The following is a 24,921-nucleotide window of genomic DNA, read 5'->3' on the forward strand; positions in this document are numbered from 1 at the left end:
CATGCACGGCTTCGACATCCCGCTGCCCTCGGCCCATTTCATCGCCGGTCGCCTGGTCCCCGCCCCCGAGGCGATCGAGGTCCTCTCGCCCTCGACCGGCCAGCGCATCGGGGCGATCCCGCGCGCCGATGCCGATGTGGTCGATCAGGCCGTCACCGCCGCGCGCGACGCCCTGCGGACCTCGGGCTGGGGCGGCATGGCGCCGCGCGCCCGTGCCCGTGTCCTTCACGCCTGGGCCGACCTGATCGAGGCCGAGGCCGCCCCGCTGGCCCGGCTTGAAGCCATCTGTTCCTCGCGCCCCGCGGCCCAGGCCGAAACCGGCGACGTGCTGGTCACCGCCGAGCAGATCCGCTTCTTCGCCGAATTCGCCGACAAGGAAGGGGGTGCGCTGGTGCCGACCCCCGACAGCAGCTTCGGCTTCATCTCGGACCATCCCTATGGCGTCATCGGGGCGATCACGCCCTGGAACTTCCCGATCTCCATGGCGGGCTGGAAACTGGGCCCGGCGCTGGCAGCAGGAAATGCCGTGGTCATCAAACCGTCCGAGATGACGCCCTGGACGACGCTGCGTCTGGCGGAACTCTCGGTGCAGGCGGGGATGCCCGCGGGGCTGATCAACGTGGTGATGGGCGACGGGCCGGTCACCGGCAACGCAATCACCGGGCATTCCGGCATCGACAAGGTCTCCTTCACCGGATCGACCCGCGCCGGCGCCGCCATCATGGAGAACATCGCCCGCCACGGCATCAAGCCGATGACGCTGGAGCTGGGCGGGAAAAGCCCGATGCTGGTCTTCGAGGATTGCGATCTCGACCTGGCCGCCGAGTGCCTGGACCGGGGCATCATGCCCAATGCCGGGCAGTTCTGCGTCGCCGGTTCGCGTATGCTGGTGCATGAAAGCATCGCCGAGGCCCTGGCAGAGCGGCTGCGTGCCCGTTTCGCCTGCTACCGTCCCGCCGACACGCTGGCGCCCGAGGCCGGGTTCTCTCCGATCATCTCGGGGCGGCAGATGGCGCGGATCGACAGCATCGTGCAGGCAGCCGCGGCCCAGGGCGCCGAGATCCTCTGCGGCGGCCAGGCCTTTGACCGCGAGGGCAGCTATTACCAGCCGACGCTGATTGCCGGCGTGACCCAGTACAGCCCCGCCGTGACCGAGGAGATCTTCGGCCCCGTCGCCACCTTCCAGACCTTCCGCGACGAGGAAGAGGCGATGACGCTGGCCGCGCATCCGACCTATGGTCTGGCGGCGGGCCTGTTCACCGGCGACCTCAGCCGTGCGCTGCGCCTGACCCGCCGGCTTGAGGCCGGGACGGTCTGGGTGAACCGCTACGGCCGCTCGCGCGATCACATCCTGCCCACCGGCGGCTGGAAGGCGAGCGGGCTTGGCAAGGATCTGGGCCGCGAAGCCTATCTTGCCAACCGCCGCACGAAATCCGTACTCATCGACCTGTAAGATCCGGAGCCCCCGATGACCAACTACCGCCTTGCTCTCATTCCCGGCGACGGGATTGGCGTGGACGTGACCGATGCCACGATGGAGGTTCTGCGCGCCGCTGCCCGGAACCGCTTCACGCTTGAGGCCGAGACCTTCCCCTGGTCCTGCGAATACTACCTCGAACACGGCCAGATGATGCCCGGGGACGGGATCGAGACGCTGAAGGGCTTCGACGCGATCTATCTCGGCGCCGTCGGCTGGCCCGCGACCGTCCCCGACAGCGTCTCGCTGCACGGGCTGCTGCTGCCGATCCGCAAGGCCTTCACGCAATACGCCAACATCCGCCCCCACCGCCTGCTGCCGGGCGTCGAGGGGCCGCTGAAGGCCGAGGGCTTCGACATCCTCTGCATCCGCGAGAACACCGAGGGCGAATATTCCGGCGCCGGGGGCCGGGTCCACATGGGCCAGGACAACGAGGTCGCGACCGAGGTCGCCGTCTTCACCCGCAAGGGCGTCGAGCGGATCCTCCGTTTCGGCTTCGAACAGGCGCGCGCGCGGCGCAAGCACCTGACATCCGTGACGAAATCCAATGCCCAGAAATATTCCATGGTGTTCTGGGACGAGGTGACGAAGGAAATCGCCGCCGAATACCCGGACGTCACCGTCAGCCACATGCATATCGACGCCATGGCCGCCAAGATGGTGATGGCACCGCAGGATCTGGACGTGATCGTCGCCTCGAACCTCTTCGGCGACATCCTGACCGACCTCGGCGCGGCGATCCAGGGCGGCCTCGGGTTTGCGGCCTCGGCCAATATCTGCCCCGACCGTACGGGACCGTCCATGTTCGAGCCGGTGCATGGCTCGGCCCCCGACATTGCCGGCAAGGACATTGCCAACCCGATCGCCGCGATCTGGTCCGGCGCCATGATGCTCGAGCATCTGGGCGAGGCCGAAACCGCCGCCGAGATCCTCTCGGCCATCGAGGCCGCCACCGCCCAGGGCATCGGCACCCGCCCCGGCAGCCATTCCACGTCCGACATCACCGCCGCCATCCTGGCCGCGCTGGAGGCCTGAGAGCATGACCGTGCAAGACACTTTCCCCACCGATATCCGCGCCTCCCTGAAGGATCCGGAGCTGTTCCGCGAAGCCGCCCTGATCGGTGGTGACTGGATCGCCCGGGCCGACATGGACGTGATCAACCCGGCAACCGGCGCGGCCCTGGGCCGGATGCCCGACTGCACCGCCGCCGAGACCGAGGCCGCCATTGCCGCCGCCGCCGAGGCGATGACCGGCTGGAAGGCGAAGACCCACGCCGAGCGCGCCGACATCCTGATGGCCTGGTACACCCTGATGCTGGAGCACGCCGACGATCTGGCGCTGATCCTGACCGCCGAACAGGGCAAGCCGCTGGCCGAGGCGAAGGGAGAGATCCTCTACGGCGCCTCCTTCGTGCGCTGGTTCGCCGAGGAAGCCCGCCGCATCAACGGCACGATCATCCCGAGCCCGGTGCCCGGCAAGAAGATCTTCGCCATGAAGGAGCCCGTCGGCGTCTGCGCGATCATCACGCCCTGGAACTTCCCCAATGCGATGATCACCCGCAAGGTGGCCCCCGGCCTGGCCGCCGGCTGCACCATGGTCATCAAACCCTCTGATTTCACGCCCTATTCGGCGCTGGCGCTCTGCGTTCTGGGCGAACGCGCGGGCATTCCGGCGGGGGTGCTGAACTGCCTGACGGGCCGCCCCGAGGAGATTGGCGGCACGCTGACCGCCTCGCCGGTGGTGAGGAAGCTCTCCTTCACCGGCTCGACCCGCGTGGGCGCCCTGCTGGCCGAGCAATGCGCGCCGACGCTGAAGAAGATGTCGCTGGAGCTGGGCGGCAACGCGCCCTTCATCGTCTTCGACGATGCCGATCTGGACGCCGCCGTCGAGGGCGCGATGGTCAGCAAGTTCCGCAACGGCGGCCAGACCTGCGTCTGCGCCAACCGCATCCTCGTGCAGTCGGGCATCCACGACGCCTTCGTCGCGGCACTGGCCGCCAAGGTCGATGCGCTGCAGGTCGGCCCGGGCCTGGCGGAGGGCACGACCATCGGTCCGATGATCAACGCCGCCGCGATCACCAAGATCACCGCCCACGTGGAGGACGCCCTGTCGAAAGGGGCCGCCCGCGCCACCGCGCCGCGCGACCTTGACGGCCAGTATGCCGATCCGGTGGTGCTGACCGGCGCCACGACCGAAATGCGCCTGGCCTCCGAGGAAACCTTCGGCCCCGTCGCCCCGGTCTTCAAGTTCGAGACCGAGGCCGAGGCGCTGGAGATCGCCAACGGCACGCCCTTCGGTCTGGCGGCCTATTTCTACACCACCGACATGGCCCGCGCCTTCCGCTTCGGCGAGGCGCTGGAGGTCGGGCTGGTAGGGCTGAACACCGGCGCGGTCAGCCATGCCGAGGCCCCCTTCGGCGGCGTCAAATCCTCCGGCCTCGGCCGCGAGGGCGCCCAGGAGGGCATCGAGGAATACCTCGAAACAAAGGCCTTCCACTTCGGCGGCCTCTGAGCCCGGGCAAGGGACATCGGGAAAATGGCAAGGGGCGCATCCGCGGATGCGCCCCTTTGCTTTCGGGCGGCGCGCTCAGGCGCCGATGATGCTCCGGGCCACGGGATCGACCGTCGCGGGGCCGGCGGGGGGAGCCGGCCTGCCGATGGTCCCCGAGCGCGTCCGGAAGGCCTGGGACAGCCGCAGCGCACGGGCCGCGCCCGTGGGGTCGTGCGCGGCGAGGATCCGGGCACGGTCTTCCCAGACCTCTGCGCCCCACATCCCCTCGCCGGTGGCGGCAATCCGGCGCACGGCGCGTTCCGACAGGGCCAGCGCCTCCGCGCTGCGCCCCTGCTGGTGGTGTGCCAGCGCCAGAGAGCTCCAGAAATAGGGCTGGCAGACCCCCAGGCCCACGGCATCGGCGCCAGCCAGCAGGCCGGTCAGTCGCTCCGGCGCATCGGGGACATTGTCGCGGCAGTCGTAGCTTGCCTCCCAGATCCGCGCCACCAGAGACCAGAAGGCGGCGCCCTGACGGTCGGCCAGCTCGATCGCGGCGGTCAGGTTGCGCCGCGCGGTGGCGTCCTGGCCGGTGGCATATTCGGCCATGCCGCTGACCACCTTCAGCCAGGGATCCTGACCGGGGCTGGACAGATGCGCCATATGGGCGACGGCGCGGTCATGGGCGGCGTGCCCCTCGGCCAGGGCGCCGCGCCGGATCAGGATGTGGCAGCGCGCCGAGAGCACCGAAATCAGCGGATCGGCGCCCAGTTCCAGGAATAGGCGTCCGTCGCGGTCCGGATCATAGATCGCCTCGACCTCGGCCGCGGCGGCCAGCGAGCGGTCGAACCGGCCGGAATAGAAGTGCAGCGCGGTGACATTGACCAGATGCATCAGCCGGTCATGGGGCTGGGCGGGGTCTGCGGTCAGGGCCATCTGGCGCACCATCGGCACGCAGGTCCGCACCTGACCCGAGATGATGCGATGGGCAAACAGACCATAAAGCGCGCGCATCCGGTCGCCGCTGCGCATCTCGGCGCCCTCGAGGCCGGTCTCGAGGTGGCGATAGGCGCGTTCCACGTCCGGATGGGCGAAACCAAGCCGCTGCACCCGGGCACTGGCCAGAAGCGTCAGCACCTGCACCCGTTCCTGGGCACGGGCGGGATCGCGGGCCAGGGCTTCCTCGGCGGCTTCCAAATAGCGTTCGGCCAGGTCGAAGTGGGCGGCGGCCAGGAACTTGAACCCGGCGGCGATGCAGGGGGCGATGCACAGGTCCGGCTGGTCGGATTGCAGCGCGTGATCGGCCAGCCATTCCGGCAGCGTGGCGCAGAGATCGGGCGAGAGGTCCTGCAGCAGCGGCACCAGGCGGCCATGCAGGCTGCGGCGGTGGCCGGGGGGCAGCATCTCGTAGGCGGCATCGCGCAGCAGCGGGTGGGTGAAGGCGACCTCGGCCCCCGAGCAATCGACCAGCCCGCGCGCCGCCAGGCTGTCCAGCCCCGCGCGCAGCGTCTCGGGGGGGGTGCCGGTCAGGGCGGCGATCAGCGGCAGGCTGGCGCCGCGTCCGATCAGGGCGGCGGCCTGCAGCACGTGGCGCAGCTCTCCGGTGGCGGCGATGTTGGATTGCAGCGTCGCCTCGATTGAGGGCGGCAACTGGCCGGGCAGGGTGCCGCCGTTGTTGCGCGCCGCTTCGCGCAGCGCGCGCAGGTACAGCGGGTTGCCGGCAGCGGTCTCGATGATGCGGGCGCGGGTGGCCGCGTCCAGCGCCTCGCCCTCGGCCTCCAGAAGCCGGGCGCTGGCACTGTCGGACAGCGGGGCCAGGCTCAGCACCGACAGGGCGGCGGGGCCGAAGCTCTCGGCGATGCCGGTGTCGGGCCGGGCATAGAGCACCAGACGGCTGCCCTCGGGCACACCGCGGGCCAGCAGGCCGGCGATGACGCTGCGGCTGTCATCGTCCATCCAGTGCACGTCGTCGACATGCATCGTGGTGGGCGCCTCGGTCATCATCTGGTGCAGCAGGGCCACCAGCGCCTCGATCCGGCGGGTCCGGCGCAGGCTGGCGGTGGCGCCGTCATTGCCTGCGGGGGCGGCACCGCGGGCCTCGGCCAGGGCCTCCAGGTGATCGCGGTCCAGGCGCAGGGCCAGCCGCGCCTGCTCCTCTTCGCTGCCGAAACGGTCCTGCAGCCAGACGGTCAGCGGATAGAGCGGCGAGCGGGTCAGGTTGGAACGCGAGTCGATCTGGATCAGGTCCATCGTCGCACCGCTGCGCGCCACCAGCTCGGCCCGCAGGGCGGACTTGCCCATGCCGGCAGCCCCCTCGACCAGGAAGGCACGGGTGCGGGTGGTGCCGATGCGCCCGGTCAGGATGCTGCGCAGCACGCCGTCGCGTTCGGCAAGGCCGGTGCGGGCATCCTCTCCGGGACCGGACAGCGCCTCGACCCGGGCGACCGAAACGGGGGTGTCGAAGCCGCGGAAGGTTTCCTGGCTCAGCGGATCGGCGGTGACGCGGACCACGCGTTGCGCGGCGCGCAGCACCGGGGCCGTGGCGCGCACCATGCCGGGGCCGGCGCTTTCGGCGACCCGGGCAGCAATGTTGACGTCAAGGCCGGTGACCTGGGGGATCAGCTCTCCGCCGCCGATGCGGCAGAGCACGGCCCCTGCATGAAGCCCGATGCGCACGCGGGCGCCGTCCAGCTCATCGGGGATGCGTTCGGCCAGGGCCAGCGCCGCGGCGATCGAGGCGCCGGCGGCATCCTCGGCCTCCTCGGCCATGCCGAAGGCGGCCAGAAGGCCGTCTCCGTAGTGTTGCAGCAGCCGCCCGCCGCAGGTCCGCACCTGGGCCTGGCCGATGCGGTGGAAGCGGTCCATCAGGTCGGTGTATTCCTCCACCCCCAGCTGCGCCGCCAGCCGGGTCGAACCGACCAGATCCGCGAACATCAGCGTCAGGATGCGGCGTTCGCCCTGCGGTGCGGCGGTGCCGCGCTGCAGTCGGACGCCACAGCTGCCGCAGAAGCGCGCGCTGTCGGAAACCGGCGCGGTGCAGCGGGGGCAGAGCGCGCTCAATACGTTTCGCGGAGCCAGGCCTCCGCCTCCGCTGCCTTGGCAACCCGTCGGGAATCGAGGGGGTTCGTCATCGACCAGGAACTCCAGATACGGAAGGCGCCGGGCAGGCCGCGCGGCGCTTTCGGACCAAGGGCGGGAACGGCGCCCTCGTAGGCGGGGAAGCCGAGCGGATCGGGATCGCGGACGCGGACCTGCCCGGAGGCAGGCGCGATCCAGCAATTCGACAGCTCGAGGTTGAAGGCGTTGAACAGCTGCTGGCCAAGCGGCGTGCGGGTCACGAAGGCGGTGCCCAGAAGCTGCGTGATCGCCCCGAAGGCGGGGTGATCGGGGGCAAAGACGGTCTCGTCGCGCTCCTGGAACTGGGCTTCCAGCGACAGGCCCGAGGGGTCGGTCGCCACGAAGGTCGCGGCGTCCTGCTGGATCGTCGCAGGCTTCTTGTTCATCGCGTAGAACAGCTTGCCGGCGGCAATCGCGCTTGGATTGTTGACGTAGAGCCGGCGCGGATAGAGCAGGTCGGCCTGCCCGGTCTCATCCGAGCGCAGGCCCGGGATCGCGAAGGTCGCCTCGCCATAGGGTTTCATCGCCATGAAGCCCGGCACGAAGGAGCCGCGCACATGTTCGTAATGGCAGAACGACAGCCCCACCGGGTGATAGCCCGGCTCCACCAGATCGGAGGCGCCCAGGTGCAGGCCCGGGGGCAGCAGCGCTTCGACCTCGGCGCGGGGCATGGCGTAGAACATGAACCAGCCGGTCATCTTGCCCTTGGCATAGAACCCGTCCAGCGGCCAGCCCGCCGCCGTGGCAGAGAGCGACTGGTACTTCGCCGTGCTGGCAATGGTGCTGTTGGAGGAGATGTCGGCGCCGCCGTTGATCGGCAGGTTCTGCCCGCTGATCGCATTGGCGGCGGCCAGGCCCGACATGGTGGCGGCCTCGACGCAGCCGGCATTCAGCCCGCAGCGTGTCCAGTCGCCGGCAAGGTAGAGGTTGTCGAAGCCGCTTTCATCGGGGGCGAGGCGATGGAAGACGCTGCCGGCGGTCGAAAGCACGTAGCGCTCCGAGCCCTCCATGTTGACCCGGGCATATTGCCCAGCAAGGCCGCGACCCGGCGGATAGAAGGGATCGGCGACATCGGGCAGGTTCGGCCAGAGCTTCGGCAGCTCGGTCTCTGTCCATTGCGCAAGGTCCGCGCGGAACTCGGGCAGGGTCTCTCCGTCCGGGGCGGGGGCGCAGAAATAGGCGATCGAGGCGGGGCCGGGGTTTGGCCAGTCCTCGCGGTCCAGCAGGTGGCTCATGTCCGCCCAGGTGTCCAGCGGCTCGGCGAAGCCGGTGATCACGGTGCGCAGCGGGCCGTTCGGGATCGCCTCGGGCGGGTTCGAGGTTTGCACCACGTCGCGCCAGCCAAGGGCATCGGCGGTCTCGGTCATCCAGAACTGCGCGGCATGGGTGCCGACGGTCTGCACCTCGTCCAGCATCCGCTTCCAGCGCGGCGAGGCCTTGGCAAGGTCCTTCGTCAGATAGGGCAGGGAGCCCATCGAAGCGCCCAGGATCAGCGTGTCGAAATCGCGCCCGCGCTCCAGCGTGAAGGGCTGGCCGGTGGGGGCCTCGTGCTCGAAGTTGATGCCCGAGGCGCGCAGCTCCTCGCCGTTCTCAAGCTGGTCCCAGAGCGGTTCCGAGGGCCAGCAGGGCAGGCCGCGCACGGTGACGAAGGGGTCGTAGCTGTCGCCAGCAAGCCGGGCCTGGCGAACCATCTCGATCTTGCCGATGCCGGTATTGGCGGGGCCGATGCGCAGCGCGGTGGCGGCGCTGAAGAATTCGAACTTCACCCCCTTGGCGCGCATCACCTGGTAATAGGGGCCGAAGATCGTGTCGCCCATGCCGGCCTGCATCTTCCAGAAGATCGCGCCGCAATAGGTCAGCGTCAGCCGCCCCATGGCGCGGATCGCGGTGCCGGCCCCGGCGTTGCGGTCATGGATGTCGCCAGCGTGGAAGCCGAAGACGAAATCGTAGCAGCCCCGCATCAGGACGGAATCCAGCACCGCCTCGCTGGCGCCGTTGCCGCGCAGCCAGTCGGTGAATTCCCATTGGTCCAGGATGTCGTAACCGCGCAGGAACACGCGGCTTTCCACCAGACCCCGGGCACAGGCTAGCCCCAGATCCAGCAGGTAGAGCGCGCGCCGCGTGGCGTCGTTTTCCAGGTTCTCGGGGGTTTCGAGCTTGTGGACGCGCGATTGCAGCCCGCGGATCAGAGAGCCCAGCAGGGCGTTCACGCTGGCCTTGTGGGCGCGCGGGTCCATCGGCATGGTGCGCGCCAGCGTCAGCAGGCGCAGATGCGCGGCCTTCAGCGGCGACAGGCGGCGGGCGGCCTCGGCGCTTTCGGCGCTCTGGGCCTTGCCGAAGGTGCCGGTCTCGATCAGCTTCTGAAGCGCCTTCAGCGCCCGCAGGAACAGCACCCAGGGCGCCGGAACCTCGTTGCCGGTGCCGGGCAGCTTGTCGTTGGTGGGCAGGTCGATCAGCCAGGGGCGCCATTCCTCGCCGACCTTCTCGGCCAGGAACAGGTGGTCCAGCGGCTTGAAGGCGGCCTCGAAGGTGCCCAGCGGGGCTTCGGGATCGCGCAGGCCCATCTCGGTCAGCTCTGCGTAGCAGGCGCGCATGTTGCGGAAGGCGTTCTCGTAGAAGCCGGCCCAGACATGCAGCCCGTGTTCCTCGATCCGGGCGCCTTCGGCCATGTTGCGCCCCGAGGCCCCCTTGCCCCCCAGCCGCCAGCCCATCTGGTAGACCGTGATCTCGTATTTCTCTTTCCAGTCCGGATCCTGCAACAGGCCCCAGACGGCAGTCATGGCTCCGACGCCCCCGCCGATGACCGCAATCTTCTTGGTCAATTTCCCACTCCCCAATAGCGGTAAGTCCGCAGCGCGCCATGTCGACCCTTGGCGGCGCGCATGGGCGGCGGCACGAAATTAAACACGTGCTACCGTTAACAACTTGTCAGGATATATTAAATCCCAACGTTTACCGCCAGTTCGAAACGTTGATCTGGCAGTGCCCTGCGGCAAATCGTGGCATTCGTGCCGCGTCGGCCATCATTCCGCGGCGGGTGTCGCGGTGCCGGTGCCGGCCTGCAGGGCCTCGGGGACCAGGATGGTGATTTTCTGGCGGGCGGTCTCGATGATGCCGGCGCGGGCCAGGGCCGACATGGTGCGGCTGACGGCCTCGCGGTTGGCGCCGACATTGCCGGCGATCTCCGCATGGGTGGGGGCACCGTTGATCAGCCCGCCGGGATGGAACTGGCCGGTTTCCAGCGCCAGCCGCGCCAGGAAGCCGCGCACGCGCTCTTCGACGCTCTGGCTCAGCAGGGCGGCGACCCGTTCGGTCAGCGCCCGGACCCGGCCCGACAGGTCGCGGATGATCTGGAGTTTCAGGGCCGGAACCTCTTCCAGCAGCCACAGGAAACCGGCCTGGCCGAGCACGAGGACCTCGGTCGGCTGCTGGGCGTAGATGCTGACCGAGCGCGGCCCGTCATCAAGGGCGGCCAGTTCGCCCAGGTAGCTGCCCGGCCCCATCTTCGAGAACACCAGTTCGCGGCCATCGGCGGTCCAGTAGATCGCCATCACGGCGCCGGAGCGCACGAAGTAGACATCGCCGTCGCGGCTGTCGCGGTCAAAGACGATCTGGCCGGCATCGTAATGCCGCCGGGTCCAGCGCAGGGCGGGCGCGCGCAGCAGGTCCGCCGGCACGCCAGCCAGCAGCGGAAGCTGTCCCAGTTCCGCGATCTCGGCCTCTGTCATACCCTTTGCCCACCGTTTCATGCGCCGTTTTCCGGTTCATTAGCATGGGGTTCGACGGCATGACAACGCCTGCCCCGTCGCAAGGGGCAACTTGCGGCAGGTGGGCAGGGAGACGGGATTGCGGCTTGGGCGGTGCGGAGTCCTTTCGGGGTCAGAGCGGGCCGGGGCGCCTTCGGGCGCGGCGGCGGGTCAGGCTGTAAAAGGGTCCTGCGCCTGCGGCGGGCAGGCGGCAGGCGCAGGACCTCGGGCTCCCGATCGGCGCCAGTCGCGGTTGAAGCGACCGGCACGGGTCCTCCCCCCGCCACCGGGGCGAACGCGCGCCGGGAACGGGGCCCGTGCCGCACACCTCTGGAGGAAGGTGGGCACGGATCGGGAAGCAGACGAATGGGCGGAACCTGGGCGTCCGGCCCGCAGGAGAGTGGAGCGCTCCTGCGGGCCGGAGCCGGTCGATCCGCAGCCGCGCCCCCCGGCCGGAGGGGACCAGCATTGCCGGAACTGCGTGGCGGCGCTCGTAGGCGCGGGCGCCGTGGGGGCACGCAGCGGCATCCGTGATGGCAGTCATGGGCAGTCCTCTGGGCTCGGGGCAGGCAGAACGGCGGGCGGCGGATCAGATCAGGCCCTGGCAAGGGGCCCGATGCGGGAAGGGGTGGGGGCCGGCGGGACCGGCCCGGTTAGGGTTCGGTTCAGGCCGCGGCCAGCTTGCGCGGCGCATCCAGCGGCAGGACCTGGGTTTCGACGCGCAGTTCGGTGTTCAGGACGCTGCGGGCAAGGCTGTCGGCGGTGCTCCATTCGCGGGAGGCGCCGTTGACGAAGCCTTCGTTGACCACCAGCGCCAGCTCCTGATCGCTGCCGGTCAGGCTTTGGCGGACGGCCTCCAGCTCGGTGGTCAGGCGGCGCCAGAGGCCGCGCAGGCGGGCCAGCATGGCGCTTGCGACGCCGGTGGCGCGCAGCGCCTGCTGGGCGCCGGTCTCGAGGCCGCGCAGGGCCACCAGCTGGTTCTGGTCATCGCCCAGCTGGCCCTGATCGACGCGGATCTGTTCGAAGTCGCGACCGATCTTGCTGCGCATCATGTTCCAGGTCAGGCCGCCGCCAAGGGCGGCCAGGCCACCGGCGCCGGCAACCACCGCAGAGGTCCCGCCATGCACCGGCGACAGCGCGACGCCCACCACCATGGCCAGCAGCCCGCCCGCGATCACCAGCGCGCCTGCGGCAATCGCCAGGTTCTCGGTGTGGATGCTGTCCTGCAGCCCGGTGATCGCCGCGTTCATGGAACGGATCTCTCCCTGGAGGCTGAGGTCGGTGGACTGGATGCCGGTGATCCCGGCGGAAAGCGTGTCGTAGGCGTCCTGCATCTTCAGGCTCCAGTGGCGCAAGCTCATGTCCTGCTCCTGCAGGGCGGTTTCGATCCGCGCGACCTCGCTGCGCAGACCGTCGATCATCGCGCAGACATCGCGCACATGCGGGTCCTCGGCGCCGCGGGCGGCCGGGTTGGCCTCCGCGATGCGGAAGATCCGATCGGTCAGGGTGGCATGGGCGGCGCTGTAGGAGACCACCTGGGCGGGCAGGCAGGCCGTCATCGCCGGGCCGATATCCTCGATCCATTCGGCGGCCAGGACCTTGGCATGGGTCAGCTTGGCCTGCAGCGGCTCGAACCAGTCGGGACGGCTGGCGGGATCCTCCTCCCAGGCGGGCAGGGGCGACAGCCGGGTATTGAGGACACCGTGGCAGGCCGCCGTGATCACATGCACCGACGTCACCCCGGAGGCCGTGGCGGCCGAGGTCTGAAGCACCCCTGCCATCGCCGGGGTCAGCGCGAAGACCTCAAGGTCGCCGCTGCGGCCGTCGTGGCTGATGTGGTACTGGCGGGCGCCGTCCTGCAGCAGCCAGCTGGTGCCACCGGACAGGATGTGGACCTGGGCGGCGGCGCTCAGCCACAGCCCGTTGTCGCGGAAGCTGTCGGAGAGCCGGCGGGGCAGGGCCTCCAGCCGGTCGCCGTGGTTGCTGTCCAGCACGGCGACATCGGCGGGCGAAAGCCCGGACACGGTAAAGATGAAGACGGGTTTCAGCTCGGATTCGGCCCGCAGCATGGTCAGGGGCATGTCACGTCTCCTTGGGAAGCGTATGCAGTCTGTACGTTTCGGGCGGGACCGCCGGGGCGGTCTGGCTAGAAGATGGTTTGCGGGGCAGGTTGTTCGGTGGTCAGCGCCACCGCCTTGCCTGGCAGGATGTTCTGGCTGGGGAAGGTCACGCAGCCATGGGCGAGGTCTGCCAGCGCGCGCCAGTTGCCGACGGCGGCGGGCAGGGTCGAAAGGTCGATCAGGGTGGCCGGGTCGGCACCGCCATCCAGCGCCCGAAGCGCGGCGGCCAGCTTGGCGGCCTCGGCGCGCCAGGTCCGGTCGAGGGCGGGCAGGCAGTGCGACAGCCCGGCGACCTGCAGGTGCAGGCGGCGGATCATCCGGGTCACCGCCTCGGACATGGCGGCGGCCTGGCCGGAGGCGCTGGTGCCGGTGCGGCGGGCAACCAGGGTGTCGATGATCTCGGCAACCTCGGGATCCGAGACGATCCGGTCGTAGGCCATGCCTTCGGTGGAATGGATGGTGTCGGTCAGCGTCAGGAAGGGCATCTCCCGGCCCAGCTCTCCGGCCAGGGTGAAGGAGATCGTTGTCGGGGTCTGGTAGAAGGTCGTGCCGGCGGCGATGCGCGGGGCGGTTATGCCGTCCTGAAGCGCGAAGAGCCGGTCGAGAAGCGCGCCGACCAGCTCGGCGATGGCGGTGACCTGGCGGATTTCATGGGCCAGCCCGGCGCGGGCCTGGGACAGGCTGTCGCGCAGCTCGGCCTCGATCATGGACAGGGCGCCCAGCTGGCCCTGAAGGCGGGTGGCGGCATCGCGGGTCTTGGCGGCGCAGCTTTCGGCGGCCCCGTGCAGGCGCTCCAGCAGGCCGCGCACGGCGGCCCGGTCTGCGCGCAGCGCCGGCAGGGTCTGGGCGGTCGTGGCGATCAGCGAGGCATAGGTGACGAAGGGGGTCAGGATGTCGGCGCGGATCTTCGGGGCCTCGTCCTCCCAGATATGGCCCTGACGCACCAGCTTGGCCAGGCGCAGGCGCAGCGGCGAGATCCAGAGCGGTTCCGGCGACAGCGTGCTGAGCCGGATCTGCGCGGCCGACCTTGCAAAGCCCGCGACCGACAGCGTCTGCGTGAAGGCACCTGCCAGATGACTGCTCGTCTCGGTCAGGTCGGGGCTGAACATGGTCGGGTCCTTTGCGATGCGCCGTGGCGCCAAATGCGTCTCTTGCCCGATGCATAGCGCCGCTGCCGGAGGGCTTCTGTGCGCGGGGACACATAACGTGAAAAATCTTCCGTCTCCGGAGCCTTTCCTTGCGGCATCCGGTCCGATCGCTGTTCTTGCAGGAAAAGGGGGGGGGCGGAATCGCAAGGGGCGCGCCCGAAGCGCGCCCCTTTCCGGCCGTGCGATCACTCAGTAGGCGGCGTCGGGCAGGCCGCAGAACGGATCGACCGGAGAGCGGCCACGGAAGTCCGCCCGCCCCATCAGCGCCTCAAGCACTGCGGCCTGCATGCTGTCCATGGTCGCATAGGCGTTGATCACGCAGGGCATCCGCGGTGCGTCGTAAAGGTAGTAGGGATAGCCGAAGCTGATCAGCGCGCAGGGCACGTCATGCCAGGGCCGCTCCATCGCGCGCAGGAACTGCCCGGTCAGGGATTGCCAGTTCATGAAGATCCGCTCGCGCGACAGCAGGGTTTCCTCGGCCATGACGTAAAGCACTAGGTCATGGTCCTTCCAGGGCTGTTCCTGCCATTTCAGCGCCTCGTCGGCGGGGTCATGCACCGTCACCTCGAAGCCCTCGGCGCGCAGCATCCCGATCAGCGCCGGCGGGCCGGATCCGTGCAGCGGAGAGACGACGCCCGAAGTGTAAAGGTAGATCCGGCGGTGCCGTTCGACCGAAAGCGGCAGCAGGCCCTGCACATCCTTGACCAGCGTCGGCGCGCGGGCGGTGACGGCGCGGGCGGTGGCGCGGTCCGCCTCTGTGCCGATGGCCTCGGGGCGCTGCGGGCGCGGCCCCTCGTGCAGCCCGAGCGAGGCCTTCAGACCAAGCGAGCGCCACAGCGCCTCGTCCAGCCGTTCCCGGCTGAGCCGGCCATCCTTCAGCGCCTCGGCGACAAAACCCGCATCCGCGACCGGATCGTCGGAGAACAGGATGATGTCGCAGCCGTTCTCGATCACCTCGGGGATCATCTGCGCGCGCGGACCCCAGGCGCCGAACCCTGCCATCATCGTGGCATCCGAGACGATGACCCCGTTGAAGCCCAGCCGCTCGCGCAGCAGGTCGCGGTTCAGCAGACGGCTGACGGAAGCGGGTCGGAACTGTTCGATCCCGGCATCGGGCCAGAGCTCGCGCACGAAGGCGGGCAGGGCAATATGGGCGGACATCACCGATTTCACCCCGGCTGCGATGGCCGAACGGTAGAGATGGCCAAAGCTGGCCTCCCATTCGTCCAGCGACAGCGGGTTGATGGTGGTCACAAGGTGCTGGTCGCGGTCGTCGATCCCCTCGCCCGGCCAGTGCTTGACGGTGGCGGCGATGCCCTCGGCCTGGAAGGCCTCGATGGCGGCCAGGGCATGGGCGCGGATGCGCTCCACGTCCGAACCAAAGCCGCGCGTCGCCACGATGGGCGAGCGGAAGGCGCGGTTGATGTCGATGACCGGGGTGAAGGACCAGTTGAGCCCGAGCGCCGCCGCCTCGCGTGCCATCAGGCCAGAGATCGCCCGGGTCGCCTCCACGTCATCGACGGCGGCCAGCGCCAGCGGGTTCGGGGCCTCGGCGCCGAAGGGCAGGCTCATCCGGCTGCCTTCCAGGTCGGCGCTGAAGAAGGGCGGCACCTTGGCGTCGCGGCGCAGGGTGTCGAGGAAACCGGCCTCTTCGGCCTTGCCGCCGAAGAAGAAGCGGGTGATCCCGGCGGGGCCGAAGGCCTTCAGCCGCGCGGCCTCGGCGGGGTCGAACCCCATCGAGGAGATCACGAAGAGCTGGCCGATCTTCTCGGCCTCGGACAGGCCGGCATGGGTGGCCGCGACCCAGTCGATGGCCTCGGGGGCAAGGTCGAAGGGGGCGGCGGCCAGCATCCGGCGCAGCTGTTCTGTCATGGAAATCTTCCCTGTGGGCAAGGCTGCGGCGCGGGGCGCGCGCCGCAGGCAGGTTTATTTCGCGCCGCGCACCGGCAGGATTGCCAGGGCGCCGCAGAAGGTCGCGGCGGCGGCCACGAAGAACAGCAGGGCATAGTTGCCCCCGCCTCCGAGCGCGATGATCAGCGGTGCGATGGCCGGCGCCAGGGTCTGGGGCACCGCGTTGGCGATGTTGATCACGCCCAGGTTCTTGGCGGCCTCGGTCTCTCGGTTGGGCAGCACGTCGACGACCAGCGCCTGGTCGATCGAGAGGTAGACGCCGAAGCCCGCGGCGGCGATGGCGATGCCGATGTAGAACCCGGTCAGCGAATTCAGGCTGACCATCACTGCAAGACCCAGGGCAAAGACCACGGCGGCGATGAAGACGAAGACCTTGCGCTTGCCGGTCTTGTCGGACTGGTAGCCGGCGAGGGAGGCGAAGATGACCACCATGACCGTGGTGATCAGGGTCGACAGGAACATCATGTTCTGCACGCCCGAGGGGGCGACATGGAACAGGTCGATCAGCACGTAGACCTGGTAGGCCAGCAGCGTCGCGATGCCGTAGAACACCAGGAAGCGCGACAGCCAGGCCCAGGCGAAATCGGGGAATTCCAGCGGGTTCACCCAGAAGGCGCCTAGGATCGTGCCGATCCCGGTCCGGCGGCGCGGCGCCGCGGCGCTTGCAGGCGCTGCGGGATCGGCATTGGTGAAGCAGAACAGCCAGACGGTGACCATGCCGAACAGCGACGGCCACAGGAACATCGGCATGCCCCCGGTGCCCACCAGAGCGACGATGCCGGTGCCGACCATCATGCCGATGTTGGTCGCCATCCCCGAGATCGCCGAGACCCGCCCGCGCTGATGTTCCGGCACCTGGTCCGGCACCACCGCGCTGATGGCTGCCAGCGTGGCGTTCATCGCCGCCTGGGCCAGGCACCACAGAAGCGCGATCAGTGCGATGCTCTGGGTCTGAGAGATGATCATCAGGGCCGCCAGCCCGACCAGCGTGCCGCCCATCATCCAGGGCCGGCGGCGCCCGAAGCGCGACCCCGTGCGGTCCGACAGCATCCCGAACAGAGGGTTTGAAATCAGCGCGGCCAGCGCGCCCAGCCCCAGCACCAGGCCGAGGTTCGCGCCCTTCGACGCCGGGTCGATGTTTTCGATGCGCACCGCCAGGGTCAGGATCGGAGGCGTCATCAGGGCCGTGAAGGTCCCGATATAGGCCAGTGCGTAGCGGACGAAGAACCAGTTGGAAACGGCGGCGGGCTCTGTCGCGGTGCCGCGCGGCATCGGCGCCGCCAGGGCGTCGGCATGAATATCTGTGGCCAATCTGTCCTCCCATGACAGTCAGATGCCGCGTCCGGACCTCCCGCTGCGGCGTTCGGATAATTTACATACTAAGTGATAGGTAAAATGCAACGGCGGAGTCGGGCCGGGGTCTGGAGCCGGGGTCCGGACTTGGCATTTTCCGCTGTGGCTGGCAGGGTCGCGCGGTCCGAAACCATGGGGAGAGAGCCCGCTTGTCCGCTACCGATCCCGCCCGGGTGCCCCCCGGGGGAAAGCCGCGCCGGGGCCGTCCCCGCGCCGCCGCCACCCCGGAGCGCCGCCGCCAGATCATCGCCGCCGCAACCGAGGCCTTCGCCCAGCAGGGCTTCAACGGGGCGTCCTTCGCGGCGATTGCCGAACGGGTGGGGATGACCCTGCCGGGGTTGCTGCACTACTTTCCGCGCAAGACCGACCTGTTGCTGGCGATCCTCGACGAACGTGACCGCGAGACCGTGGCGCTGATTGCCGCCCATACCGGCGGGCCGCAGGGCGGCTGGGCGGGGATGAAGCGCGCCCTGCACGAGCTGTGCCGCCGCAATGCCGAGATCCCGGAAATCGTGCAGATGTTCTCGGCCCTCAGCGCCGAGAGCCTGGGGCGGGAGCATCCGGCCAGGGGCTGGTTCGAAACCCGCACGCGGGAGGTGAACGCGGGCCTCGCGGCGATGCTGGAGCAGGCGCGCCTGAACGGTGAGATCCGCGCCGATGCCGATCCCGGGATCATCGCGACCGAGATCGCGGCGACCATGGACGGATTGCAGATCGCTTGGCTCAGGATGCCGGACCGGGTGGATCTGGTCCGGCAGTTCGATCTTTACCTCGAGCGGCTCGACGGTTCGATCCGCGCGTCCTGAGGTGGCAGCGGGCCGATCAGTGGCGGTGCCACCGGTGCCGCGGCGGGCACCCGGGCGCGTTCGCGCCAGAGCGGGGGCAGCCACAGCAGGGCCAGCACGTAGAGGCCCAGGGTGGTGTTCACCAGCACCCCGCCGCCGCTGTGGCTGGCGTCGATGTAGCGCAGCGCATAGACCAGCACGACGTGCCAGGCGTAGACATGCAGCGAATGGCGCCCCAGCAGGCACAGGGCGGGCCGGGTGAAGAACCAGCGCATGCCCTGCGACAGGGCGCGGATCCAGGCCTGCGGGGCAGTGGCGCCGCCGATGGCCAGCCAGGCGAACAGGAAGGCCGCCGCGGCAAAGTTCAGCAGGTAGACCGGGCCGAAGTTGGAGCGCTGCTCGAAGGGGGCAAAGACCTTCAGCATGGCATCGGGCATCAGCCCGTGGGCGGTGGCGATGCGCAGCGGCGCGAAGAACAGCATGAACAGCCCCGCCACCAGCGCGAGGTCGCGGGTGCGCGGCCCCAGCAGGTTCTCCCACTTGATCTGCCCCGAGACCCAGAGCCCACCCAGGATCACGCCGGCCATGAAGGGCAGCTGCCAGCCCATCGGGTCGAAGGCCATGCGCAGGCCCTGCTTGTCGCCGGTCTCAAGAAGCTGGTCGAGCGGGATCGAGAAGATCTGCATCACCCCCAGCTGGCAGGCGGTCCAGACCAGTGCGGCGGCCCCCACGGCCAGCATCCAGCGCCCCGCCATGACCCAGCGAAGCACCATCGGGGCCGCCGCCATGAACAGGATGTACATCGGCAGGATGTCCATGAAGGTGGGCTGGAACATCAGCGTCAGGATGGCGAAGACGCGCACCGGGTCATCCAGCCGGGCGGTCGCCAGCCAGTTGTGCCAGGCCTCGACCCCGCCGGGCAGCAGATCACGCGCCAGAAGTGCCGTGAAGACCAGCCCGATGGTCCAGAGCCAGAGCTCGATCATCCGCGACCGGATCGAGGCGCGCATACTGGCCTCGCCCTTGCGCAGCAGGCGCCGACCCTGCACGATGCCGATCATCAGGCCCGACAGGAACACGAAGCCCTGCGCGCTTTCGACGAACATCACCTGGCGGAAATGCACCTCGGTCAGCCACAGGCCGCCCTGCAGGATCAGATGCGACAGGGTCATGGTGAGCAGGAAGAACCCTCTCAGCCCGTCCAGGTAGTCGTAGCGTTTCGCGGTCAGTGCTTCCAAGGGTCCGTACCTCGACAGGATGCGCCGCCGGGGGGACCGGCCACGCGAATTTCGGGGAAGTATCCGCAGCTCATGCGGTCTTCAATACAGGGCGTCGCGCCGGCAGACGCGACAGGTGGACTGCGCAAAGTTCCGCTTATCTCAAGGTGTTGTGCGGCACAGTTGCGCCCATGTCGGGCCTTGGTTGTGCATCCTGAGGCGGTCCGGCGCGCATCGTCCGGGGCGGGCGTCTTCTCCTTCGTCCTGGGCCGGGATGGCCCCTGTGCCGGCTGCGGTGCGCAGGCCGGGTTCTGGCATAACGCGACTCGGGGCAGGGGTGTTCCCGCCTGAGGTCATGGATGCGCCAGAGCCGTGCGGATTCGGTGAAGATCCGCCGAGCCCCCGGAAATCCGGCCCGCCCCGGACCGGGGCGGGCCGGGCGCTCAGCCGTCGGTCGAGCGGCTCAGCGCCTCCCAGCCGGTGATCTCCCGGTCGAGGGCGGCAAGGCGAGCGCGCACCAGCGCCAGGGCGTCGCTGCCCAGCAGCAGCTGCGGCGGCGGAGCGTCGGAGTCCACCAGGCGCAGCACCGCCTGGGCCAGCTTCTCGGGATCCCCGGGCTGGGCGCCGTGACGTTCTTGCCGGGTGCTGCGGATCGGATCGAAGAGCGCGTCGTAATCGGCAATCGAACGCGCGGTCCGCACCATCGAGCGTCCGGCCCAGTCGGTCCGGAAGGAGCCGGGGCAGAGCGTGGTCACATGGACGCCGAAGGGCGCCATCTCGGCGCGCATCACCTCCGAGATGCCCTGCAGCGCGAACTTGCTGCCGCAGTAGTAGGCGATGCCCGGCAGGGTGATCATGCCGCCCATCGAGGTGACGTTGACGATGAACCCGGCGCGCCGGCTGCGGAACCGCGGCAGGAAGGCCTTGGCCACGGCCACCGCGCCGAAGACATTGACGTCGAACTGGCGCCGCATCTCTTCCAGCGGGGATTCCTCCAGCACCCCCTCATGGCCGTAGCCTGCGTTGTTGATCAGCACGTCGACGGGCCCATGGTCCGCCTCGGCCTGCGCCACCAGGTCGGGGATGCGGTCGAACTCCGTGACATCGCAGAGCAGCGTACGGACCTTTGGCAGGCGGTCTTCAAGGGTGCGGCGCGCCGCTTCGGAGCGGACGGTGCCGATGACCCGGTGGCCGGCGCCCAGGGCAGCCTCGGCGATGGCAAAGCCGAAACCAGAATTGGCGCCGGTGATGAAAAAGGTTCTGGCCGTCATGGCGATCTTCCTTGTTGAGGGATACAGGACTTTGCAGATAGTCTTGGGGCAGCCGCCGAAATACGGCGATTTCTCTGCATGACTTGTCTGATCCTATGATTCCTGATGATATCCTGCGGCTGGCCTCGGGGCTTGCCCCCCGCCCCGGCTATAATCCGACGGCCCTGGCCGAGGTCCGTCTTCTGCGCTCCGAGACCGTGCTGGAGGACGTGCCGGTGCTGTACCGGCCCGGCGTGGTCTTCGTCCTGCAAGGCGCCAAGCAGGGCCTTCTGGACGGGCAGGTCTACCGCTACGACGCCGATCACTACCTGGCGGTTTCGGTGCCGGTGCCGTTCCGCATGGCCTCCCGGGCCAGCGCGGCCCGTCCGCTGCTGGCGCTTTACGTGGAGTTCGACATGGTGCTGGCGGCGGAGATCGCGGTGGCGCTGGAGGGGCGGGCGGTCGCGCCTGCGCGCGGCCTTGTCTCAAGCCCGATGGACCTGCGGATGCGCGATCTCCTGCGCCGGCTGCTGCAAACGCTGGCCGATCCGCAGGAAAGTGCGATCCTCGGGCCGGCCCTGCTGCGGGAGTTGCACTACCGGGTCCTGGTGGGCCCTCAGGGCGGCGCGCTCCGGGCGGCGCTGCGGCACCGGGGCACCGCCGGGCGCATCGTGCGCAGCCTGGGGCGGATCCGGGTGCAGTTTGCCAGCGGGCTGTCCGTGGCGGATCTGGCGGCAGAGGCGGGGATGAGCGTGCCGTCCTACCACGCCCATTTCAAGGCGCTTACCGGGACATCCCCGCTGCGCTACATCAAGGCGATGCGCCTGCATGAGGCGCGGCTGATGATCGCCCGCAACCACGGCCCGGTCACCACCATCGCCGCCGAGGTGGGCTATGCCAGCGCGGCCCAGTTCAGCCGGGATTTCCGCCGCCATTTCGGCCGCAGCGCCACCGAGGAGGCCCGCTGGATGCGGCTGCACCTGGGCGAGGGGGCCTGAGGGCGCCGGACGATCAGGGATCGAGCCGCAGGGTGAAGCGCGGCGGGTGGCTGTCGCGGCGTTCAAAGCCGAGGTCCGCGTAGAAGGCCTGGGCGGCGTGGTTATCCGGGTGGGTTCCGACGGTCAGGACGCGGCAGGACCGGGCCATGGCCTCGCGCCGGCAGGCCTCTACCAGGCGGCGCCCGATGCCTTCGCCACGCCGCGCGGCGTCGGTGAACAGGTGGTGCAGGTCCATGCCCCGGGCGCCGAACTGCAGCTGGATCAGCCCGCACATCACCGCATATCCGACGAGGTCTTCGCCACTTTCGGCGACCAGGGCGCAGATCCAGGGCGGATCGCCGAACAGGTCGCGTTGCAGGGCTTCGGCGGTCAGGGTCGGGACATCGCCGTGATGTGCTGCCAGCTGGCCGACCATCTTCAGGATCTGCGGGACATCCTGCGGGCGGGCGGGACGGATGAGGGGGGGCGGGGTCATGCGGGGCTCCTGACCCGCCGCGGGGTCAGCGCCGTGCCACCCTGCGGCGGCACCATGGGACAGGCTACCGCGTCCGAAACGGGCGGTGGCGATAGGAAACGGAAAGGGCGGGGCGGAAGACGGTCATGGGCGTACCCTGGGCCCCGCCGGGCGGGGCGTCAAGCGCGGGCCGCCGCCGGTGCCCCCCGCCCGGGCAAGCGCCTGCGGGACAGGCAGCCGTGGCTCAGGGGCGGGGCGTCCAGCGGGCCGGATCGCTGCGCAGGGGGCCGGCCGGATGCCGCCAGCGTACCGGCTGCCCCGGGATGCGGAGCGGAAAGCGGATGCGGTGGGCCGGGCCCCAGCCGGTGGCCTCGGTCTGCGGGGCAAAGTCCCGGGGAAGGGGCTCTGGCGGGATGCCCTGCGGATCCCGCGTGCCGGCAGAGATCAGAAGGGCGGCGGTCCGGGCTAGCGACAGGCGGGCCGACAGGATCTCTCCGGTTGCGCCCCGCCGCCGCAGGACGCGCAGCACCGCCGCGGCCATCAGGTAGCCGGTGGCATGATCCAGCGCCTGGACGGGCAGGGGCACCGGGCGGTCGGCCCCACGCCGCCGCATCCCTTCGGCGGCGATGCCGGTGCTCATCTGCAGCAGGCTGTCGAAGCCGCGCCGACCGGCCCAGGGGCCGCTCCAGCCATAGGCATCAAGGCTGACGTCGATCAGGCCGGGGGCCAGCCGCCGCCGCTCTGGCGCACCGTAGCCCAGGCGGTCCAGGGCGCCGGGCCGGTAGCCGTGGACCAGCACGTCGGCCTCTGCCAGCAGGGCTTCGAAGCGCTGCCGGTCATCGGCGCGGTGCAGATCCAGCCCGGCGCGGCGCTTGCCAAGGGTCACCTCGGGCTCCACCCCCGGCTCCTGCCAGCCGGGCGGATCGAGGCGCAGCACATCCGCGCCATAGCCGGCCAGAAACCGCGTCGCGACCGGCCCGGCCAGGACCCGCGTCAGGTCCAGCACCCGCAGGCCCGGCAACCGGGCTTCCCGGGGGGCCTCTCCGCTCAGCTCCCAGGCGATCAGCGGTTCGGCGGCCACGGCCCGGCCCTGCGGATGATCCGCCCAGGCCTTAAGGTCGCGCATGGCGGCGGCGGCGCCGCCCGCCGCCAGGATCGCGGTCTCGAGCATGTCGCCCGTCCAGCCGGCAACGGCCTCGGCAACGCGGAGCCGTTCGGGCGCGCAGTCCAGGACCCGCAGGGCGGCAGCCCGGTGATGCGGCGCATTGGTGTGCAGCCGGATCCAGCCATCCGCCGTCCGGTAGTCCCCCGCCACCGGGTCCCAGGCCGAGGGCAGATCCCAGCCCCGGGGGCGCAGCGTCATGGCAAACCACAGCTGCGCCTGCCGCTGGTCGATCAAGACCTCTCTCGCACCGCTCAGCGCCGCGCATTCCCGGGCCGCCGCCCCGAGGCTGGCGAGGATCAGTTCGCTGACCGCGAAGCAGGCGCGCAGCGGCGCGGCGGGATGCAGGCCGATCGTGACCTCGGGCGTCAGGGCGGAGCCGAGGGCGTCGCGGATCTGGGTGTCTATGGTCTGGCTCATGGCGGGCTCCCTGCGGTCGGGGCAGTCCACACCGGGATTGATCTTGGGTAAATCTTGATCAAGATAATCAATATGAAAAATGCGGACTGGATTGATGCGGGCACGGCCTGCGCGCTGCTCGGTGTCAAGCCGCAGACGCTCTATGCCTATGTCAGCCGGAAGAAAATCCGGGTGCAGGTCGACCTGGCCGATGCCCGGCACCGGCTGTACGCCCGTCCCGATATCGAGACGCTGGCGCGCCAGAACCATCGTCCGCGCGCCCGGGCCGAGGTGGCCGAACAGGCGATCCGCTGGGGGGATCCGGTGCTGTCCACCGCCCTGTCGGAAGTCCGGGAGGGCGGCCTGTGGCTGCGGGGGCTTGCGGTGGAGGATTGCGCCGAGCGGATGACGCTGGAGGAGATGGCCGCGCATCTGTGGGACGTGCCGGTCGCGGCCTTCCCCGCCAGCGAGGGCCTGTCCGCCGGCTCAGAACCGCTGGTGCGGGCGCTCGCCGGGCTGACCCGGGCGGTGGAGACAGCGGGTCCGATGCAGCCGGGACAGCGCGCGGTGCTGGCCGCGCAGGGGAGGAGCCTGCTGTCGGCGATGGGCGGCGCGCTCATGGGAGGGGCGGGTGGCGGTCCGATGCACCGGCGCCTGGGCCGGGCCTGGGGACTTGCCCCGCCCGCCTGCGAGGATCTGCGCCGCGCGCTCGTGCTGCTCAGTGATCACGAACTCAACCCTTCGACCTTCGCGGTGCGGGTGGCGGCCTCGACCGGGGCCAGCCTGCCGGCGGCGCTGATCTGCGGTCTCGCGACGCTCAGCGGGGCGCGCCATGGCGGGGTGGCCGTCCAGGCGCTGCGGGCCCTGCGGGCGGCCCGGGCGGACCGGGTCGATACCTTTCTTGCCCGCGCGCCCGATCCCTATGCCTTCGGTTTCGGGCATCCGCTATACCCGGACGGAGATCCGCGCGCGCGCCATCTGCTGGCACGATTGCCCCGGGATGCACCGGCGCTTGGCGCCGTGCGGGCGCTGTCCGACCGGCTGGGCCTGGCACCCAATATCGACGCGGCGCTGGCGGCGTTGACGCTGGCCCATGGCTTGTCGGACGCGGCGGGCTTCGCGCTGTTCGCCACAGCCCGGTCCGCCGGCTGGGTGGCCCATGCGATGGAACAGGTCGACAGCGGCGCCCTCATCCGTCCGCGCGCGCGCTATGCCGGGAAGGTCTGAGGGCGGTCGGCTTGCGCTTTGGCGACCGGCTGGCTATCCCGTCCCGGTTGCGTCTCAGGCATGGGGGTC

17 protein-coding genes are annotated in these 24,921 nt (G+C 69.9%); 6 read left to right on the plus strand and 11 right to left on the minus strand.

Features of this window, described 5'->3' with window-relative positions:
• The first annotated feature begins 1 nt into the window (after position 1).
• From KM176_RS14735 to KM176_RS14745, 3 genes are read left to right on the plus strand one after another with little or no spacing between them, the layout of a single operon-like run.
• Complete coding sequence (locus KM176_RS14735) at positions 2 to 1,453, plus strand: aldehyde dehydrogenase family protein (protein WP_160894718.1); 1,452 nt, start codon at positions 2 to 4, stop codon at positions 1,451 to 1,453.
• 15 nt (positions 1,454 to 1,468) lie between these two features.
• Positions 1,469 to 2,512 (plus strand): tartrate dehydrogenase, encoded by a 1,044-nt coding sequence (locus KM176_RS14740; protein WP_160894717.1) that lies wholly within the window; start codon positions 1,469 to 1,471, stop codon positions 2,510 to 2,512.
• 4 nt (positions 2,513 to 2,516) lie between these two features.
• The gene (locus tag KM176_RS14745) at positions 2,517 to 3,989 is read left to right on the plus strand and encodes an NAD-dependent succinate-semialdehyde dehydrogenase (RefSeq protein WP_160894716.1); all 1,473 of its coding nucleotides are present in this window, start codon (positions 2,517 to 2,519) and stop codon (positions 3,987 to 3,989) included.
• Positions 3,990 to 4,064: 75 nt separating this feature from the next.
• Here KM176_RS14745 and KM176_RS14750 read toward each other — a convergent pair whose 3' ends face one another.
• From KM176_RS14750 to KM176_RS14780, 7 genes are all read right to left on the minus strand, one after another.
• A complete protein-coding gene (locus KM176_RS14750) occupies positions 4,065 to 7,025 on the minus strand; it encodes an ATP-binding protein (protein ID WP_160894715.1) in 2,961 nt (986 codons plus the stop codon).
• Complete coding sequence (locus KM176_RS14755) at positions 7,022 to 9,904, minus strand: NAD(P)-binding protein (protein ID WP_160894714.1); 2,883 nt, start codon at positions 9,902 to 9,904, stop codon at positions 7,022 to 7,024. Before KM176_RS14755 ends, KM176_RS14750 begins: the two co-directional genes overlap by 4 nt.
• Before the next feature lie 201 nt (positions 9,905 to 10,105).
• Entirely contained in the window at positions 10,106 to 10,831 is a 726-nt protein-coding gene (locus KM176_RS14760; protein ID WP_160894713.1) for a Crp/Fnr family transcriptional regulator, read from the minus strand.
• A gap of 662 nt (positions 10,832 to 11,493) precedes the next feature.
• A complete protein-coding gene (gene makA / locus KM176_RS14765; RefSeq protein WP_160894704.1) occupies positions 11,494 to 12,909 on the minus strand; it encodes an alpha-pore-forming cytotoxin MakA in 1,416 nt (471 codons plus the stop codon).
• A gap of 65 nt (positions 12,910 to 12,974) precedes the next feature.
• Positions 12,975 to 14,057, minus strand: coding sequence for an alpha-pore-forming cytotoxin subunit MakB (gene makB, locus KM176_RS14770; protein ID WP_160894703.1), 1,083 nt, complete (start codon positions 14,055 to 14,057; stop codon positions 12,975 to 12,977).
• Positions 14,058 to 14,285: 228 nt separating this feature from the next.
• Complete coding sequence (locus KM176_RS14775; RefSeq protein WP_160894702.1) at positions 14,286 to 15,968, minus strand: glycoside hydrolase family 3 protein; 1,683 nt, start codon at positions 15,966 to 15,968, stop codon at positions 14,286 to 14,288.
• 54 nt (positions 15,969 to 16,022) lie between these two features.
• Complete coding sequence (locus tag KM176_RS14780; protein ID WP_236045324.1) at positions 16,023 to 17,318, minus strand: MFS transporter; 1,296 nt, start codon at positions 17,316 to 17,318, stop codon at positions 16,023 to 16,025.
• A gap of 191 nt (positions 17,319 to 17,509) precedes the next feature.
• Here KM176_RS14780 and KM176_RS14785 point away from each other — a divergent pair, with 191 nt between their 5' ends.
• The gene (locus tag KM176_RS14785) at positions 17,510 to 18,166 is read left to right on the plus strand and encodes a TetR/AcrR family transcriptional regulator (protein WP_202397829.1); all 657 of its coding nucleotides are present in this window, start codon (positions 17,510 to 17,512) and stop codon (positions 18,164 to 18,166) included.
• Here KM176_RS14785 and opgC read toward each other — a convergent pair.
• Both opgC and KM176_RS14795 read right to left on the minus strand, forming a co-directional pair.
• Positions 18,127 to 19,383: an OpgC domain-containing protein gene (gene opgC / locus KM176_RS14790; RefSeq protein WP_236045325.1), complete on the minus strand. Its 1,257-nt coding sequence runs from the start codon at positions 19,381 to 19,383 to the stop codon at positions 18,127 to 18,129. The genes KM176_RS14785 and opgC overlap by 40 nt on opposite strands.
• Before the next feature lie 422 nt (positions 19,384 to 19,805).
• Complete coding sequence (locus tag KM176_RS14795; RefSeq protein ID WP_160894701.1) at positions 19,806 to 20,633, minus strand: oxidoreductase; 828 nt, start codon at positions 20,631 to 20,633, stop codon at positions 19,806 to 19,808.
• 95 nt (positions 20,634 to 20,728) lie between these two features.
• On the opposite strand from KM176_RS14795, the gene KM176_RS14800 reads away from it, so the two are divergent.
• Positions 20,729 to 21,610 carry an AraC family transcriptional regulator gene (locus KM176_RS14800; RefSeq protein WP_160894700.1) on the plus strand — a complete coding sequence of 294 codons (882 nt, stop codon included), beginning with the start codon at positions 20,729 to 20,731 and terminating at the stop codon, positions 21,608 to 21,610.
• 13 nt (positions 21,611 to 21,623) lie between these two features.
• Here KM176_RS14800 and KM176_RS14805 read toward each other — a convergent pair whose 3' ends face one another.
• Together KM176_RS14805 and KM176_RS14810 are read right to left on the minus strand one after the other, a co-directional pair.
• A complete protein-coding gene (locus KM176_RS14805) occupies positions 21,624 to 22,085 on the minus strand; it encodes a GNAT family N-acetyltransferase (RefSeq protein ID WP_160894699.1) in 462 nt (153 codons plus the stop codon).
• Positions 22,086 to 22,308: 223 nt separating this feature from the next.
• Positions 22,309 to 23,646, minus strand: coding sequence for a CoA transferase (locus KM176_RS14810; RefSeq protein WP_160894698.1), 1,338 nt, complete (start codon positions 23,644 to 23,646; stop codon positions 22,309 to 22,311).
• A 72-nt stretch (positions 23,647 to 23,718) separates the two neighbouring features.
• Between KM176_RS14810 and KM176_RS14815 the strand changes: the two genes are divergently transcribed.
• Entirely contained in the window at positions 23,719 to 24,852 is a 1,134-nt protein-coding gene (locus KM176_RS14815; protein ID WP_160894697.1) for a citrate synthase, read from the plus strand.
• Positions 24,853 to 24,921: the final 69 nt, after the last annotated feature.

Source organism: Pseudooceanicola endophyticus, assembly GCF_018760365.1.
Classification (GTDB): domain Bacteria; phylum Pseudomonadota; class Alphaproteobacteria; order Rhodobacterales; family Rhodobacteraceae; genus Pseudooceanicola; species Pseudooceanicola endophyticus.

Coding starts and splice junctions, on each gene's coding strand:
- makA (WP_160894704.1), bottom strand. CDS start 12,909: ATGCCCCTGACCATGCTGCGGGCCGAATCCGAGCTGAAACCCGTCTTC.
- KM176_RS14805 (WP_160894699.1), bottom strand. CDS start 22,085: ATGACCCCGCCCCCCCTCATCCGTCCCGCCCGCCCGCAGGATGTCCCG.
- KM176_RS14815 (WP_160894697.1), top strand. CDS start 23,719: ATGAAAAATGCGGACTGGATTGATGCGGGCACGGCCTGCGCGCTGCTC.
- KM176_RS14795 (WP_160894701.1), bottom strand. CDS start 20,633: ATGACGGCCAGAACCTTTTTCATCACCGGCGCCAATTCTGGTTTCGGC.
- KM176_RS14775 (WP_160894702.1), bottom strand. CDS start 15,968: ATGACAGAACAGCTGCGCCGGATGCTGGCCGCCGCCCCCTTCGACCTT.
- KM176_RS14745 (WP_160894716.1), top strand. CDS start 2,517: ATGACCGTGCAAGACACTTTCCCCACCGATATCCGCGCCTCCCTGAAG.
- KM176_RS14760 (WP_160894713.1), bottom strand. CDS start 10,831: ATGAAACGGTGGGCAAAGGGTATGACAGAGGCCGAGATCGCGGAACTG.
- makB (WP_160894703.1), bottom strand. CDS start 14,057: ATGTTCAGCCCCGACCTGACCGAGACGAGCAGTCATCTGGCAGGTGCC.
- KM176_RS14735 (WP_160894718.1), top strand. CDS start 2: ATGCACGGCTTCGACATCCCGCTGCCCTCGGCCCATTTCATCGCCGGT.
- KM176_RS14810 (WP_160894698.1), bottom strand. CDS start 23,646: ATGAGCCAGACCATAGACACCCAGATCCGCGACGCCCTCGGCTCCGCC.
- KM176_RS14740 (WP_160894717.1), top strand. CDS start 1,469: ATGACCAACTACCGCCTTGCTCTCATTCCCGGCGACGGGATTGGCGTG.
- KM176_RS14800 (WP_160894700.1), top strand. CDS start 20,729: ATGATTCCTGATGATATCCTGCGGCTGGCCTCGGGGCTTGCCCCCCGC.